General features: G+C 59.1%; 14 protein-coding genes and 1 tRNA gene. 10 read left to right on the plus strand and 5 right to left on the minus strand.

Features of this window, described 5'->3' with window-relative positions:
• Positions 1-60: 60 nt before the first annotated feature.
• From SH292x_RS15290 to SH292x_RS15335, 10 genes are all read left to right on the plus strand, one after another.
• Positions 61-555 (plus strand): hypothetical protein, encoded by a 495-nt coding sequence (locus SH292x_RS15290; protein WP_442481879.1) that lies wholly within the window; start codon positions 61-63, stop codon positions 553-555.
• Between the two features lie 185 nt (positions 556-740).
• Positions 741-974 carry a hypothetical protein gene (locus SH292x_RS15295; RefSeq protein WP_442481880.1) on the plus strand — a complete coding sequence of 78 codons (234 nt, stop codon included), beginning with the start codon at positions 741-743 and terminating at the stop codon, positions 972-974.
• Positions 975-1,053: 79 nt separating this feature from the next.
• On the plus strand, positions 1,054-1,407 hold the full coding sequence (locus SH292x_RS15300; protein ID WP_442481881.1) for a hypothetical protein: 354 nt from the start codon (positions 1,054-1,056) through the stop codon (positions 1,405-1,407).
• Positions 1,395-2,621, plus strand: coding sequence for an AAA family ATPase (locus tag SH292x_RS15305; protein WP_442481882.1), 1,227 nt, complete (start codon positions 1,395-1,397; stop codon positions 2,619-2,621). Before SH292x_RS15300 ends, SH292x_RS15305 begins: the two co-directional genes overlap by 13 nt.
• A 115-nt stretch (positions 2,622-2,736) precedes the next feature.
• On the plus strand, positions 2,737-2,931 hold the full coding sequence (locus tag SH292x_RS15310) for a hypothetical protein (protein ID WP_442481883.1): 195 nt from the start codon (positions 2,737-2,739) through the stop codon (positions 2,929-2,931).
• 217 nt (positions 2,932-3,148) lie between these two features.
• Positions 3,149-3,436 (plus strand): hypothetical protein, encoded by a 288-nt coding sequence (locus tag SH292x_RS15315; protein WP_442481884.1) that lies wholly within the window; start codon positions 3,149-3,151, stop codon positions 3,434-3,436.
• Positions 3,437-3,473: 37 nt separating this feature from the next.
• Positions 3,474-3,710, plus strand: a complete 237-nt coding sequence (locus tag SH292x_RS15320) for a hypothetical protein (protein ID WP_442481885.1) — start codon at positions 3,474-3,476, stop codon at positions 3,708-3,710.
• Positions 3,711-3,825: 115 nt separating this feature from the next.
• Positions 3,826-4,779 carry a phage major capsid family protein gene (locus SH292x_RS15325; RefSeq protein WP_442481886.1) on the plus strand — a complete coding sequence of 318 codons (954 nt, stop codon included), beginning with the start codon at positions 3,826-3,828 and terminating at the stop codon, positions 4,777-4,779.
• Positions 4,780-4,862: 83 nt separating this feature from the next.
• The gene (locus SH292x_RS15330; protein ID WP_442481887.1) at positions 4,863-5,300 is read left to right on the plus strand and encodes a hypothetical protein; all 438 of its coding nucleotides are present in this window, start codon (positions 4,863-4,865) and stop codon (positions 5,298-5,300) included.
• Positions 5,301-5,444: 144 nt separating this feature from the next.
• Positions 5,445-6,638: a tyrosine-type recombinase/integrase gene (locus SH292x_RS15335; protein WP_442481888.1), complete on the plus strand. Its 1,194-nt coding sequence runs from the start codon at positions 5,445-5,447 to the stop codon at positions 6,636-6,638.
• Here the strand turns inward: SH292x_RS15335 and SH292x_RS15340 are convergent.
• The 5 genes from SH292x_RS15340 to ggt form a co-directional block, all read right to left on the minus strand.
• Positions 6,620-6,703 (minus strand) — tRNA-Leu (locus tag SH292x_RS15340). The two genes, SH292x_RS15335 and SH292x_RS15340, sit on opposite strands and share 19 nt — an antisense overlap.
• A gap of 154 nt (positions 6,704-6,857) precedes the next feature.
• Positions 6,858-7,955 carry a DUF1559 family PulG-like putative transporter gene (locus tag SH292x_RS15345; RefSeq protein WP_442481889.1) on the minus strand — a complete coding sequence of 366 codons (1,098 nt, stop codon included), beginning with the start codon at positions 7,953-7,955 and terminating at the stop codon, positions 6,858-6,860.
• A 252-nt stretch (positions 7,956-8,207) separates the two neighbouring features.
• On the minus strand, positions 8,208-11,486 hold the full coding sequence (locus SH292x_RS15350; protein WP_442481890.1) for a beta strand repeat-containing protein: 3,279 nt from the start codon (positions 11,484-11,486) through the stop codon (positions 8,208-8,210).
• A 187-nt stretch (positions 11,487-11,673) separates the two neighbouring features.
• The gene (locus tag SH292x_RS15355) at positions 11,674-15,120 is read right to left on the minus strand and encodes a golvesin C-terminal-like domain-containing protein (protein WP_442481891.1); all 3,447 of its coding nucleotides are present in this window, start codon (positions 15,118-15,120) and stop codon (positions 11,674-11,676) included.
• A gap of 73 nt (positions 15,121-15,193) precedes the next feature.
• The gene (gene ggt / locus SH292x_RS15360; RefSeq protein WP_442481892.1) at positions 15,194-16,897 is read right to left on the minus strand and encodes a gamma-glutamyltransferase; all 1,704 of its coding nucleotides are present in this window, start codon (positions 16,895-16,897) and stop codon (positions 15,194-15,196) included.
• Between the last annotated feature and the right edge of the window lie 14 nt (positions 16,898-16,911).

The following is a 16,911-nucleotide window of genomic DNA, read 5'->3' on the forward strand; positions in this document are numbered from 1 at the left end:
GGCCGTCGCACCTTCCAGTCGGCGGCCACGGGATGCGGGCTGAGAACTGGAAGGAATTCTATGAACCCCGTAACCGTTGCTGACGGATTCAAGCTGGCGACCGTGGACCACATCATCACGGCCCAAGGTTACTTCGACCACTACCGCGATGCTGCTTCCGACGTGGCTGGCGTGGCCTGGATGCTGCACGGCCGATTGGCCAAGCTCGATTCGGTCAAAGTGCTGCGGGCGATAGCCGAGGCTGAGGGCGATCCCTGGTCTGTGGTCTGGTTGCGTAAGAAGCGGGGGCAGATGGTGCTCGATGGTATGTGCCCTGACGAGATAGACGCCATGCCTATCGACGAATTCGCGAACAGACTTAGGGGGAATGGCAAACCACGGGGAGGGAGGAAGCCATCCGCTAGGGTTGCCAAACGGAGAGGAGAGGTGCTGCGAATCTACCAAAGCGGCACAACTAAGCCCCAGGCTATCGCCGACCTGATGGGAGCCGACATCACGGCTGCCGTGGTATCCGACGACATTAAGGAATTGAAGAAATCAGGAAAAATCAATTAATCCATTTTCCCTGAAATCGAGATTCTGCGAGTTCCGAAAAAAACTTCTCACGGTGTTTACCGTCGCTAACTCGCAGCGGCGAAAATTCTTGCTGCCATTTTTCTGGATGAATTATTAGCCCAGAAAATCGCTGTTCCCATTGGTTCCACGCAACTGGCGTTCAACCAATTCAGGAGCAACGAACCATGGCAATTCAACACGCACCCCCGGCCGACTATCTGTTGCCGGAAGCGGTGTACCCCCTCCGCACTTTCTTGCGAATCGCGGGACTAAGCCAGACGACGCTTTGGCGCATCGAACACGCCGAGGGCGTCAAGCTGGATCGCATCAAGGCGAGCCAAAAGGTCTACGTCGAAGGTAAGGCGGGAATCGCATTCTTGCGAGAACGAGCCCGACGCCAATCTGAAGCAACTTCCTAACCCCCGTACCTGCCCCACATCGCGGCGCATGAAAATGCCCCGCCCGATGGCTGTCGGTACGGGGCAAAGGAGATCTGCAATGCGTAAGGATACACGAGCGCCGGCAATCCGGCAAAAGGTTCTGTGCTTGATTCGGCAGGACGTGGCCAACCGGCCGTATGTCGAAATCTACTGCGGCGACACCATCGACGTGAAGATTGCCACGCTGCCCTACGTCGGCACCAAGCGTGGTGAACTGCTCGCCGAGGAAGTCGTCGCCCATCAACTTCCGCGGTGCTACGCCGACCTAATGGAGAGTTCGCCGAGAGCGCACGACGTGGTGGGCATCAATTCGGTAAGTGCGACTGTCGACCGCCGAGCCCATCGGCAACTACTCCGAGGGCTCGACACTGTCGCCAAACCTGCGGAGGAGACACGCCTGTGCGTACTCTAACGCAGAACGACGTTTGCAACATGGTTCGCAAAGCCCAGCGGGATGGCGTGAAGTTTACGCCGAGCGAGAGTGGCGAACTGCTAATAGAGACCCCCGCTAGCTTGGAAAAGTGGCATGGTGCGTTCAACGGATACAAGCCCGCGGTGCTGCAAGCCCTGGACGTGATTCGCAACGGTGGACTCCCCAGCGACTTCAACCCGCCCGTGGTACAGAAGTTCTCGGTGGGCGAGTTGCAGCAAGCGTACCCGCGACAACGCCCCCCAGTAGTCGATGGGTTATTCCGCGAGAGCGAAACCATCAACTTGATTGCCAACAGCAAGGTGGGCAAAACTTGGGGGCTCTATGGCTTGCTGCTGTGCATCGTGATGGGCTGGCGATGGCTCGACCGATTCGACACGACGCCTGGCAAGGTGCTGCTGATTGATAACGAGCTGCATCGCGAGACCATTCCCCAGCGTATCGCGACCGTCGCCCAGGCGATGGACATCCCGCCAGAGTGCTATACCGACTACTTCGACGTGATCCCGCTTCGGGGCTGCCTGCGAAGTCTCACGGAGTTGCAGCACGAGCTACAGAACTACCCTGTCGGCGAGTACAAGGTAATCGGTTTCGATGCCAAGTACAGGTTTGCGGCGGATGGCCAGAGCGAGAACGACAACGCTGCCGAGACTCGTTTCTACAACCAAGTCGACGAGATCGCGGAGCAAACTGGCTCGGCCATCATCTTGATTCACCACGCCAGCAAGGGCGACCAATCTGGCAAGCGCACCACGGACGTTGGCAGCGGTGCTGGTGCGCAGTCTCGCGCGGCTGACTGCCATTTGGTTCTACGAGAGCACGAATCCCAGAACCGGGTGGTGCTGGACGCTGCGGTGCGTAGCTTCCCGCCCGTTGCTTCGATGGTGCTGGAGTGGCGTTTCCCGCTTTGGCTCCCTGACGATACGGCCGACCCCGGCAAGCTGAAGGGCATTCAGGGCCACCAGAAAGAGCAGGAGGAACGCCGCGACGCCGAGGGCATCAAGTTAATTGCCAACGCCCTATCAGGCGGCATACGTGCCACCCGCTCACAACTGCGAACCAAGACCGGAATGGGCCCGGACCGCACCAACAAGCTCGTGGCGAAGATGCTGGAAGATGGTTCCCTGAAAACCAAGGAAGTGGACGTGAAAGGAAACGTGACAGATGAATTCTGGCTATCAACAACCGCCGAATAGGGACGTTGTCGGCGATGACCGACAACCCCACCGACAACGTGTCGGGACGTTGTCTGTACGTGCCTACTACGTAGGGCACGTACAACGTCAACCGTCTAGGGAAATCGAGGGGACGTTGACTGTACCGACAACCGACAACGTGAACCCATTCAAGGCTTCCTACCGCCAGAGACTTCGGGCGCTCGGTGGCAAGTACCGAGCTCCCCAGGTGGACGACGCCAACCAAACCCAACTCCACGCCGAGGAGGCTGGGTGCTCGATGGCTCGCGACGTGAAGCTCGGCACCATCGAGGAGGTGAATCCGTGGTGACCTTACCTAGCTTTACACCCCCTCGAATTATTCCAAAACATTCGCGGCACCCCTACTCCGGTCGAGAGGTGCCCGCGCCTCAGAAAATGACGGCCCCCCCGGGGGGGGGTGTTTTTTCAAAAACGGACCGCCCCTCGACCGAGTGAGAGGCCGCGCAGATTTTTTGGCAGCAAATGACCCTTTGGTGTTTTTTCTTAAAAGTTGCAAGGAGCGAAACATGGCTGACTATCCACCCCCCGACCACCTGAGCGATCGCAGCAAAACGCTGTGGTCTGAGATGGTCCCTCACCGCGGCACTTCAGCGGGCCGCCTGGCTGTAGTGCAGACCGCGCTCGAGTGTCTCGACCGGGCCGACGAAGCGGCGGCCCTGATCACCAAGGAAGGGCTAACGACTAAGACCGGACGCTCCGGTGTAACGCACGTTCACCCGGCCACGAAGATCGAGAAGGAAAGCCGGGCGATGTTCTTCAAGCTGTGGCAATCAATGGGTTTCGGTTTCGATTAACGGATTGACGGCCGCCACGGAAACAGGAAGTAACACCATGAACGACGACAAGCAATGTCCCGAGTGCGGCGGCAAGCTCCGCATACGAACGAGCCGAGCGATCACCGAACGGCTTATGCAAAAGCGTCGCGAGTGCAATGCTTGTGCATATCGCGACGTGGCTTACTTCGAACCCGCGAAATTACTTCGACTTTTGGTTGTAAGTACAACTAATGGTTTCCCACAAGATGATCCCGATGGGGATAATTCAAACATGCGAGGAATAAACCAATGATGATTGACGGATTTTGCGGCGTTGCCGATCTGGCTTACATGCTCGACGTTCGTGGCTCGACGGTAGAAGACGCCATCGAGACTGGCAACGGTCTGGTGCCTGAGCCGGTGAGGTTTTGCAGTTCGCCACTGTGGCCAAGCGTGGCATCTTCGCCTACATCTCGAACGAGTTGCAGGCCGATGCTGTGGTTCCCGTGACCGACATGCTGGCGGCTGAGATGGGCCACGCCTTCGCGCTGCAGGAAGACCGCGAGTTCATCCTCGGCGACGGCACTTCGACCTACGGCCGCGAAGTCGGACTCAACAACGCAATCGGCTCGGCTGGTGTGTTCACCAACACGACCGACGACCACGATGCTTGGGCCGAGCTAACGCTGTCGGACTTCTACGGGACCATGAGCCTGATCCCCGACAAGTTCCGCGTCGATGGCCAGCTCGCGTGGCTGTGCTCGGCGGCGTTCAAGTGGCAAGTGATGGACCGACTGACCGCGGCCGTGAATGGTGCTGGTACCACGGTGGTGGTCGATGGCCAACCGCGTGCGATGTTCCTCGGCTACCTAACGTGCGCTGAGTGGATGAACGACTACGGCCGTTGTCGGCAGTGGTCGGCTGGATTGCAAGACGACCTACATCACGGGCGAAGCTACACCGTGTTGGATCGTCAAGCCGGTATGGTCTACACGATCGACCCTGGCCAGCAGATCGAGAGTTGGCGGGATGCGCTCGATATGGGCGTTCCGGTTCATCGCGCCAAGACGTTCACGCCACCGATGGCCGGCGACTATATCGACGACCTCGATAGCCGCACGGTCTATGGTGGTCTGATCGTCGCTTCGCTGTACTGCGGTCTGTACGTTGCCGAAGAAGTCGTGATGGAAAAGGAGCACGACGGCGACCTGCGGTTCTTTGTTCTCGGAGCCGACCTAGTTCCGCTGCGCGGCGACCAAGCCTACTACCTGTCGCTAGCCGACGCGATGCAGGCTGCCGCCAAGCTGGAAGTGGAGCGGGAGCGGTTCAAGATTTACCCGCGGGACTTTGCCGAAACACCGGCCACCGTTCTGACTGTCTAGTGCAACACCACCAGCGACCGCGCTGCAGGGAGGCGGCGCGGGGTGGTGGTTTCAATCTCACAACTCACTTAAGGAATTCTATTATGGCTACTGCTACTCTCACTGAGAACGAAGAACTGAAGCGTCACCAAGCCCGGCGACTAAGCGAACGCATGGGCGAGTTTCTGCTGGAGTACGATCCGACAGGGGTGCTCGCCTTCAGCGCCAGCAACCTGAAAGGTGACCCGAGCACAAAGGGCCACGCCTTCGAACTGAAGGGCGCGAGCGATTGCGAGTTTCCCGGCTTCGGTTTTAGCGTCCTGATCGATGGGCGTGCGAATAACTCCGACTTGGCACAGACGGTGGTCGACGAACTGTTCGCCATCGCCAATGCCTATATGGCTGTCGCGAAACGCAACGCCGCACGATTGAACCGGGAGCCCAAGCCGATCAAGTACCGCTGGGAAGATCACCAGCCGGCGATTGACTGGGAGCTACAGGAGTACCTAGAGCAACGGACACTCGAGCGCGTCGGCGAGTAGTTCACAAGCCCCGCCGAATGGATGCGGCGGGGTGTTTTTAATCCCCGGTAAACTTACCGGCGATTTTGCCAAAACGGCAGCCACAGGATGGCCCCTAACGAGCGCAAACGAGTAGACCCGACCCCTGAGCCCTGGAGAAAACCCGTGTCTGAAATCAACGTCCACATTTTGAAGCGAGCCGGGCGCAACGTCTGGCTGATGCGCTACTTCGACCCGTACACTCGCAAGCACGTTACCAAGTCGAGCGGCTGCGAGAAGAAGAAGGAAGCCGAGAAAGCCGCTGGTGTTTGGGAAAGCGAACTACGCCGCGGGGTGTATGTCCCGACCGCCCGTTGTGGCTGGGAAGAATTCATCGAGCACTACAAGGCCAGCAAGCTCAACACCAAGGGCGAGGGGACCGCGACCACCTACCTGTCAACGGTGAACGTGTTCCAGAAGCACGCCAAGCCTGAGCGGCTGTCGGACTTCACCACGGAGCGGATCACCCGGTTCGTTGCCGACTGTCGCAAGGCGAAGCTATCCGAGGCCACCATCGCGCGGCACCTGCGGACCCTCAAGGTGTTGGCGCGTTGGGCGGTCAAGCAAGGGCTGCTAGGTCGGCTGCCCGAATTCGATATGCCGACCACGCCCAAGGGAGCGAGCAAGGCGAAGGGGCGAGCGTTGACGGTGCTGGAGTTCAACGAGCTACTTCTAAAGGTGCCCCAGGTGCTCGAAGCCGACGACCGTATCGAGGGGACGGCAGACGACTGGCGTTTCTACCTCAAAGGCTTGTGGTGTTCCGGGCTGCGGCTGCGGGAATCGCTGGCCCTGAGTTGGACCGATGGCCCCGGTGCGATCCTGGTCGACTACTCCGGCAAGTTCCCCGTGTTGAGAATCCCCGGGGAGGCCCAAAAGAGCGGAGCCGATCAGACGATACCCGTGGTCCCCGAGTTCGCCCGACTGCTCGATACGGTGCCACCAGAAGCCCGTAGCGGCCCGGTGTTTGCTGTCGGCGGTTCCCGGTTCATCGTGGGGCGGGTAGTGGCAGCCATTGGCAAGGCTGCCGGTGTGGTGGTTCATACCAAGAGCGGGAATTACGCGAGCGCCCACGACCTGCGGCGATCGTTTGGCCGCCGATGGTCTCGGAAGGTAATGCCCGCGGTGCTGATGGAACTGATGCGACACGCCAGCATCAATACCACGATGCAATTCTACGTAGGTGTCGACGCCCAACAGACCGCCGCGGAGCTATGGGCGGCCGAAACTGTCCAAGGTGTACGCTTAGGTGACCGCACCGAAAGCGAAGAATCTGAGCCGGCAGAAAATGCCGAGAAAACCAGTACCGGAGGTGGGACTTGAACCCACACGCCCTTGCGGGCACTGGATTTTGAATCCAGCGCGTCTGCCAATTCCGCCACTCCGGCCAAGTGATTTGCCCGCCGGGCCGGTGGCCTTCGGGGCGATATCCGAAAGACCCTAGGTCCCCGGACGCGGTTCGCCTATTCTATCGGCGACCTAGCGGAGCTGGCTAGAGGCCGTTTGGAAACCGAGTTTCGGGCCGGAAACAAGGCTGGGCGATTATTGCCGATTACCATCGTCGTAACGGACGGCCCGCTGGCGGTGGGTGGCTTGGTCGATGTCGTACTCGACAAGGTCGACCGAACCGTCGCACATCGCCATATTAAAGCCACCGCTGTGGGCGCTACCAAAAGCGAAGGAGAAGGCCCGGTCATTGACTGCTTCGCCAGTTCCCGCACGATCTTGTTGCGGTTGATAAGCGTTCGGCTCACCGGTGTACTGCTGAAAAGGAGCCCACGCAACGCGGTGGTTATCCCATTCGAAGCCGACGAAGGCATTTTGATTGTCGCCATAACCTTCCCATGCAAGCGGGCTGACCGCTTTAACGTCATCGTAGACTCGCGTACTCATAAGCTTTTCACCTATGAGGTAGGTATTACTGGTGCCATCTGCAACTTGCGAGAGTTTGGTTTCACTGCGGTAGTAGATTACGCCAGATTGAAAAAACTTGGCATTCACGCCCGTCCGCTGGTTCGTAGGGGTCCAGGCGGACATGAGCTGGAGTGTGCTGTAGCTGGAAGGTTGCCAGAAATTGGTCCCAGAGCTTGAAGATGCTGAATGCTGCGCATCCCCGGTGTTAGCCGCATAATCAGATTTCGTCGAGGCCTGAAGCCCAGTAATCCAAGGTTGCTCTCTAATGGGAATCGTACCCCAGTCCACGGCATAAGCGCGCGAGGCCCGACGAGACGGACATATAAATGTGTCGACGGGCGTAGTATTCATTGCCGTTGAGGCCTGTTGAAATTGCGTGCCAGTCAATCCCCCGCCGAGAGCAGCAAGATTGGTCTGCTCCAGGTAGGCCAAAACGCTATAGCACCAACCCCCAGGTTGCTGTTCCCCAAAACCTCGTCTGGCGTCGGCAATGAAAGACGTCCCCCAGCCACCGCTTGGCAAAAAACCGTGCGTGTCCTCATGCAGTAGCGAAGCAAGCCCGATCTGCTTCAATTGGTTCTTGCACTGGGTGCGTCGAGCGGCTTCGCGTGCGGCCTGGACTGCCGGGAGCAATAGGGCCACCAAGATGCCAATGATGGCGATGACTACTAGTAGCTCGACGAGCGTGAAGGCCTGGCGGCCGCGTGGGGATGCAAGTTTGGGCATTGGGTACTCCTGCCTCGCCTGAACTAGTTTGATCTGTTCCGAAATAGAAGAGATTGGCCGCCAAACGCCTCTTCTCAATTCATCCTAAAAAAGAGGACGATTAACGCCATGCGTTTTTTGCGTCATTTTCTCTCGGACATGCGCAATCGTTCGGCTATGCGCACCATCCAATCGTCAGGACGCTTCCAACATCTGTTCCAACACACGGCACTCCGTAGCATGGGCGCGGTAGCCCGTGTGGCCGAAAACTCTTTAGCAAGTCGAACGTTGCTTGCGGACGCACAGCGCGGTCGCAGCAAGTCCCGCAAGCAGGGTGATGACGGTCGATGGCTCGGGCACAGAGGCCGTGCCGGCGATCAAGCTGCCGGGGCTCGAGGCTCCGAAGTTCGTCTTCCAGGCGTTGTAGTCGTCGGCGTCAATCACGCCACCGGTGCCGTTGCCACTAAGCAAGGTGCCTTCGGTAGCACCCAGGTTGTCACGCCACACGGTGTAGTCGGCCAGGTTCACAAAGCCATCGCCATTGAAGTCGCCCAGGAGAGCACTCGAAGCGGCGGTGAGGCTAAGCACGATGTCGTTGCCGACGAGCTTGAGCACAGCACTTTCGTACGCGGTCAGTCCCGTTCCAACGACGAGCCCACCGGTAATGTTGTTGCTGCCATCCACGGCGAAAGAGCCCGCGTAGGCACTGGCGACATCGGAAGAGAACAGTGTGTAGTTGCCAGAGGTCAGGCTGCCCGAAGTAGTATCGGTGAAGTTGATGGTGTTATTGCCGGTGGCGAATACGATGTCGCCCGCGGCACCATTCACTAGTGCGATCGTGTCGCTAGTAAGTCCAGCCCCCAGATCGAAGTTCAACCGCGAAGTGGAAGTCGCAAGCGTGAGGGCGGCTGCGGTGGGTACCGCACTATCGAGCGTCAAGGTGCCGACGGAGTTAACTCCCGCAGCCCCTGGGGACATAATGCCTCCAGCACTGACCGACACACGGTTACCCAACGTGCCATCGCCACCAAGGGTGGCACCCGACGCGACGGTAGTGACGCCAGTGGTACCCAGGGCAAAACCCGTGTCGTTGTTCGCCAGGAGCGTACCAGCTGACACGGTCGAGGTAATGAAGTCATTATTGCCTCCCAGCACTTGGACCCCGGCGCCGTTCTTCGTGAGCGTGCGACTAGCATTGGTGCCGCTATAGTTACCATTCCACACGGCGGGTGTCGTGTTGTTGCCATTTAGGGTCACATTGCCACCATTGATGATGGGCCCCGATCCATTGAGGTAGCCAAAGGTGTCGTTGATGAGATTCATGTCAAACACACCATTGGCACCAATATTCACATTGGTATTGGTGGCGAGTCCGGCCGCGGAAATATCGAACTTCAACGTGCCATTGACGATATTCGTATCGCCGAAGCCACCCCAATCCTGGCGGATCAACAAAGTACCGCCACCAAGGATGTTTACGCCACCGTTATTGAGCACCCCGGTGCTAGACCCCGCTCCCGCCAGCAAAAGCGATGAGCCGGCGGCGATATTGAGGTCGGTTTCTTGAGTGAAGGTCACACGGGCAGTGATATCGTGCGAGCCTTGCAGGACGTCGATCGAGGCATTGCCTTCGTAGGTGTTGAAGGCCAGCCGTTGGGCCGTTGTTGCACCCGCGATGGTGTACTTGTTAGCGTTGTCGAAAATCAGATGCCCCACTCCTTTGCTTACATCACTGATTGTCACAGTGACGGGAGCGGTAATCGCGCCGAGGAAGCGAGCAGTCGTCCCAATGCCATTCGGAGCACCGGGATTGGTTGCGGGGCTAGCACCATCGGTCCAATTGACATCGTCCGCTGCGACGTTCGACCAGTTACCATCGCCATTGGTCACCCACTGCTTGTCTCGAATGGTGGATCCGAAGGTGGCCACAATTCGCGAATTGGCAACATCGTCCGTTACGACGACATCGTACCCGGTGGCGTTATTGATGTTGAACGAGCTGAAGTCCCCGACGTAAGAGGAATTGTAGTCGATGAGCGTGTAAGTCTTGCCGGCCGGCGCGACCGTGGTGTTCGAACCGCTGAGGTTCAGAATCACACCCGAGGAGACATTGAGGCCTCCGGGAGTGGCGATGTTGAGAACGTCGTTGCCGTTCTCGCCCACAAGGGCATCAATGATCGAGTTCGAGGCGAGGGTTGTGACGGTGGAGAGCGTAAGCGTCGAGTTCGCGTTTCCGATACCAGCGGCGATGCGTGTCCCTCCGGCCGCTTCGATCAGACCAGTGATGAAGCCTGTGCCATCAATCGAACCGCTGTTCAAGAGGACCAGATTGTCACCGGTCGCAGACCCCGTGGTGTTAGTGGCCCGAAGCGTACCGCCCCCGATGATAGTACCGCCAACGTAGTCATTGGCGGCTGCCAAGTTGAGGATCGATCCCCCGAGCTTTGTGATTGGTCCAGCGCCAGTGATTTTCCCCGCAATGACGCCATTCGCCGTATCGGCATTGAAAGTAGCATCGGCATTGAGCGTGATGCCACGATTTTGGTGGAGGTTAACCGTCGTGTTATTCAGACCATCGCTACCCAGGAAACGGAGGATGGTACCGCTGTTCATCACAATATTGTCTTGCATGAACGAGGCAGGGACAGCACCAAGGTTACGGTCGTTGCCTAACGTGGTCGCTTGACCGATGCTGATCATGCCCCCTTCGATGACCGTTTGGGTATAAGTGCTGACCTGATTCGCACCACCACTAAAACGGAGCTCGCCCGCACCGATCTTTGTCAGCACGTTGCCACTGACAATACCGCTGTAGAGGCCGACCTGTTGAGGATCGAGGCGTGCACCACCCGCACCCAGAACAAGACCGCGATTGCCCGAGACAAAAGTGGTATCCGTGGTTCCAGCAGACGAGTTCTTCAGAGTGCCATTGTCGAGGGTGATTGCACCTGAACCGACACCCGTGCTACCAATATCGCCAGACCGCGATAGGTCGAGCGTCGATCCACCGGTGATGGAAACGGGGCCCGACGTGATATTAACGTTCGTCGCCGGTGCGAGGCGAATGACGCCGCCACCCGACACATTGAATCCTCCAGTGCCGGCTAAACGGGCCGCGATGGTGCCGGTTCCGGAAGTCGAGACGAGATTGCCAGCCGATGCGCCCAAGTTAATGCCGCCGATAACGCCGGTGGTTCCACCGGTCACTACGAAGCCATCGGCATTGAAAGTTAAACCTGAGACAGTGCGTTCGATACGAGTCTGTCCAGTGGCGACCGACGGAATCAGCACCTCCCCAGGCGTGCCCGCGAACAGAGCTTGATTCCCATTCGTCCAAGCAACATTGGAGCCGGGGCTGCTCGGATTCCAGAACGCGGTCGAGCTGGTGTCCCAAGTTCCCGCGCCACCCAGACCGCTGCCGAACGTGTCGTTGCCGGCCGCCGTTAGGTCGGCGTCCCAGTAAAGATCCGCTGCGCGGGTTGGCGCGATACTCAAGGTCAAGCTAACGAGTGCGGCGAGCGTCAATCGAAGGGGGCGGCGAGAGATCGTCATGTTGGGCTTCCTTTGGCTATTCCTACGAGTTCGCGAGTGGCAGCGAGCTGTTGGGGAGCGGTTCAGCTCTCAGAGCGTCGTTGGGTTCAACCCGCCTAACTGGCGAGGTGGTGTTGTGAGGGTCACGAGGATCTGCACGTTCTCAGGATAGTCATTTCTGTCGAGAAGTCGTGCTCTTTATGCGGGTTTAATTCTCGCTATTGCGCACTAGCGATTCGAACACTTCGTCGACGATCGACAGCTCATGAGAACTCACGAACTCCCCGCTGCGCCCAACCGCATTCAATGCATCTTCCCGCACAGCATCTGCGCGTGTGAGAGAGTTGGGTGCGCGAAAGAGTAGAAGCAGTGCGTCGTCGACCTGTCGCGTTGCCTGCGGTCCCGTGGAGGTGCGGGGGTGCGGCTTCTCGGCAGAATCCGAAGGGAGCTTGATAGCGGATGGCGTAGAGGCGAACGTGGGCTCTGCCAGTACTTCGTTCGCCGCCGACGCATTTTCTTGGGCGGCTTGAATAGTCGTGCTCAGATCGCCGGCAGCGGCACTGAATGCAGACCTCGAAGTCTCATTCGCGAACTGCACGGGCCGAGTCGTACCGTACTGAAGCTTCCACCAACGGTAATCGGCTGCTGTGACCAGGCCATCGCCATCCGCATCGGCTTTGCTACCTCGGACTGTCGACGCGCCTAGTTGGTCGCGCCACACGGAGTAGTCCGCTAGATTGACTTGGTTGTCCTGATTGGAGTCGGCAAACACCGATTGAGAGTCGCTCACCGTTAGTCGCACCGCGTCCGCGATCACGTGCGCTCCCCCCGTGGCACCAGTCGCGTAAAGCGTCACCGCGCGAGTACCCGCCGCGATGGCGAAACGTCCTAGGGACACCCATTCGCCACCCTGAGTGGCTTGATTCGCGTAGACTTCTTCAAGGCCAAACCCGGTGTCGATCGTAAATCTCGCTGCTGATGCCGTCGAGCTGGTTGAAAGCCAGCGAACGAATAGCTCGACCTCTCCATATTGATCCAATTCGAACTGCCAAGTTGCAGTCGCAGAAGTTCCGGCACTGGCTCGCAGGTAGGATCCTCCCTGGGCTTGCGATGACGTGACCGAGGTCCAACTGCCCGTTGTGGTAAAGGCCGGACTTCCGGTGCCGTTGTCGATAGTCAACTCCGTTGGCACATCGACCACCGTTGGGAGTCCGAATGCCACTAGGATTCGGCGGATTGCTTCGTCCTGCGCCGCGGTTGAGAGAATGCTTTCGACCGGCACACCCATGACGACAACATCCCCTGCCCCGCCGGTGCCTGCAGCGTAGGTGGCGGCACCGCGGCCATCGGGATAAGTCGCAATGATCGCAGAGCCCGCCGAGGAGCCAAGCACATCGGGAAAGTTCACGTCGTAGAACTTTTGTCCGTTGTCGAATGACAGATCGAGTCCGGCAAGGAAGTTTGTCCCGGTAGCTGTATAGGAATTCGCGTTATCGGCCACGTAGTTGGCCCGCAGAACGTTCTCGAAGAACGAGCGGCCATTGTTCTGCGCGTCGAGGTCCCACCCAATCTCTGATCCCGATGCGAACACATTGCCACCCGCAGCGATGTACTGCGCCACCAGAGTTTGTTCGGCTGGTGAGAATGTTTGATCCGCCGTCGACTCTTCGCCTGCCATCCAGATTACGGCATCGTAGTCGGCAAGGTTCACCGAACCATCGGCCACGCGTTCGTTGCTGGCCGTGGCAATGCCGAGATTCTTCGCCTGCCGCTGAATGGCCTGTGCAACCACCACGGCGTAGTCGCCCGAGTTGCTCTGCTGCGTGCGAACACGATCGATTGTGTTACCGGCCGCTCCAAAAGCCTCGCGTGGATTCTGCGATCGACCAAGGCGGTCGAACGCATTGACGATCAGCACGCGATACTCGCTGTCGTTAGGCTTGGCGGCTACCACCTGGGACCCGGGGGAAGCTCCTCCTGCGTTCTCGGCGACGACTTGAAAGTAGTACGTTTGCAAGGGATCGAGACCGGAGAACGTATGCGACGTAGCACTGGCGCCGGCGACGTAGGTTCCGCCATCGAAGGCGTAGCCATTCGTCGACACAAACAGTCGATAGCCGGTCGCCGAGTCGCCCAGCGCCCCCGAGGCAACTGGTGGCTGCCAGTGGAGCGTGACACTACCCGCCGTGCTGCTCGCGGCCCACACGCCGGCTACTTGCGAGGGCGCAAAGCTCAGCGGAGTCGTATTGCCATCGACCGCGCGGAAGTACTTCACAATGCCTTGGTAAGTCGAGCGAGCCAGTGCGTCGCGAACACGTGGGTCGCGGAGCATCTCGGCGTCTTGCTGATTGTCGTGATAGCCCGTTTCGATGATCGTGGCGTCGAACTCGCCACCGATTCGATTGTTGTTGATTTCGCCGAACGAAGCACCGTAGGTTGGATTCGCGCGACTGGCCCAATTGTGCTCGAAGGTGCCATTGAGGGCGATCAAATCGGTATTGATCTCTCGTGCAAGAAGATCGGCTAGCAAGAATTGGTTGGGAGTCGCGGTGTTGGAACCTGAGCCATCGTTCCATAACCCCTCTACTCCGCGGGCGGTGCCCGATCCGCCACTCGCATTGGAGTGGAAGCTGACGAAGAGTCGGTCGGACAAATCGCCGTCCGCCTCACGGTTCATGTACGCGGCGTACAGCGGCGCGGCAGACACACGCGACTCAAAGTCATCGGTCGAGATGCGATAGGAATTCGACGGAATGCCTTGCGACCGCGTGGCGTGCCACTGGGTCCAGTACAGGGCCATCTCGTCTTCACGCGTCCGGCCCGAGACTCCACCGCCGCGGTCCATATCGCCCATGCCATTGCCGAACCGAATCATATCGGCGATCACTGCGCTACCGGCCTGGCTCGATTTATTGCTTATCTCGACGTAGCCTTCCGTGCCGGCCTCGAAATAATAGGTGCCGAGATACACTAGTCCGTTGCCGACGCGACGATGGTTGACGGTTACTTCTGTCTCGCCACCTGCGTGGTGCACGCGGTAGAGTTGGTCGGCGGCCCGATTGGCACTCGCCGTGACGAACGTGTAGATGGGGTAATAGCCCGCTTCGGGGATGTTGGGCTGGTAGCGCGCGACCGCCGTTTCGGTGAGGCTCGACGTGGCAAAACGATAGGACACGTCGCCGACCGAGCCGTAGTAAACCGATGCGTTGCTATTGCTCCAGGCCCCGCGGAACGACACGCCAAGGTCGTCGTTGTCGAGCACTACTTCGTTCGGTTGGTGACCTACGGGGCGGAGCGGCACGACCGTCGCACCGGCCCGGAACAGGTAGTCGACTAAATACGACATCTGGTCCTGATTGCCGAGGTCTTCGATCATTTCGAAGGTCTCGGGGCGTTGGAAGAACCAGTCTCCATCGCCGAGATTGTCGGCATAATACCCGTGGCCACCATGGACGTAGACAATCTTGCCATCGAGCCCACCCGTCGGCGCGTAGGGTGTTTCAACCAGCCCCATCGATGAGAGCGCGAAGCGTGATTCGAGCGGTTCGAGTGCGAGCGAACGCCCTGGCTTCGATCTAGCCGCTAGTGGTTTACGAAGCTTGTGGCGATCCCACAGATTTGCAGTCACGTTCTGGAATGCGCGTTGAAACAACATAGGGGCAGCGTCGAAGCAAACGGAACGGAACAGTGGTGTCGATGCAAAGGGCGGGAGCGTCTATCTGTCGTCGCTACTCGCCGTCCGCTTTACCGGGAACTCGCGGATCAGAGACCGCCATCAATCGGCCATCCTTCGTCTTGGCGATGGCTTGGCTAACTCCAGCGGAGGGAAGCGTGGTCACGCGATGCCCGCGGGACGCAAGCTCCTCGCGCCACTCGTCGGAAGCCGTGCTTTCGAGCCCCAACTCATTGGGCCGCCACTGGTGATGAAACCGAGGAGTCGCTAGCGCATCGGCGAGCGACTGCCCGAAGTCCAAGTAGCGGATAACGCCGAGCAGAACCTGCGTGATGATCTTGGGACCACCTGCGGCGCCGATGGTCATCAACGGCTGATCTTGTTCGTCGAGCACGATGGTTGGGCTCATGCTCGAGAGCGGACGCTTGCCGGGAGCGATGGCATTGTTCTCCGCGCCGACCAATCCAAACGCATTTGGAACGCCAGGCTGAATCGAGAAGTCGTCCATCTCGTTGTTCATCACAACACCGGTACCGGGCACAATCACGCCCGAACCAAACGAAGTGTTGATGGTGGCGGTGATCGCCACCCAGTTGCCCGCCGCGTCCGCGGCTGCGATGTGAGTGGTGTGTCGACCGAACAAGTCCTGACGCCACTCGGGGGGAGTGCCGTGCGTAGGCACCGGGGTGGCACGGTCGAGATCGATCGTGGTTGCGAGCTGTTTGGCGTAGGCCTTTTCGATGAGCCCGCGCGGAACGTCGACGTAGTCAGCATCCCCCAGCCAATACGCGCGATCGGCAAACACCCGTGTCATCACCTCGGCGATAAGATGCGTGGCGTCCACGCTGCTTCGCTTGTTGATCGCCGCTAGATCGTAGCCTTCGAGCATGTTGAGCGCCTCGGCCACGTGCACCCCACCACTGCTGGGTGGCGGAAAGCCGATGATTGTGTACCCGCGATATGTTGTACGCAGCGGCGTCCGCTCCACGGCTTCGTAGTTGGCGAAGTCGTCGGCGGTCATGATGCCGCCGTTGGCCTGCATCCACTCGCCAATCTGTTCGGCGGTTTTGCCACGGTAAAAGCCGTCGATGCCATGCTCTTGAACGTTGGCCAAGGTGCCGGCCAGGTCCTTTTGCACGAGTCGATCGCCCTCGCGATACACGGTGCCATCGGGTTTGAAATACACCGCGCGGGTGCCGGGAAACTTCCGAAGCTTCTCCTTCGTGCCCGCAATCACGGCACCAAGCCGAGAATCAATCACGAATCCGCCAGCGGCCGCATGACGCGCCGGTTCGATCAATCGGCTTAGCGGCTTGGAGCCACACAGTTTGGCGGCCTTATCGTACGCGGCCAGCGCACCAGGAACTCCACTGGCGAGTGGGCCTGTCTGACTTGCCATCGGGTCGAGTTTGCCATCGATGACGAACATATCAGGCGTCGCCTTAGCAGGCGCACGCTCACGACCATCGATGGCAGTCAACCGGCCATCGGCCGTCCGAATGAGAATCAAACACCCACCGCCGATTCCCGAATTGTGACCATCGACCACGGCTAACGTGAGCGCCGCGCTGATGGCTGCGTCGACGGCATTGCCACCTTCGCGAAGTACTTCAACCCCCGCCTCGGTCGCGATGGGATTCACCGTAGCCACGGCAAACTTTTGCCCCACGAACGTGTCGGCGCAAGCTCTCCCTGCGACAACCAGCGAAACGCCGGCGAGGAGTACAGTTAAGAAGCGGTAGAGCGAGGCAGTGCGCATGCTTTGGCAGTGAA

This window comes from Aeoliella fuhlenseeensis, from assembly GCF_052161615.1.
GTDB lineage: Bacteria > Planctomycetota > Planctomycetia > Pirellulales > Lacipirellulaceae > Aeoliella.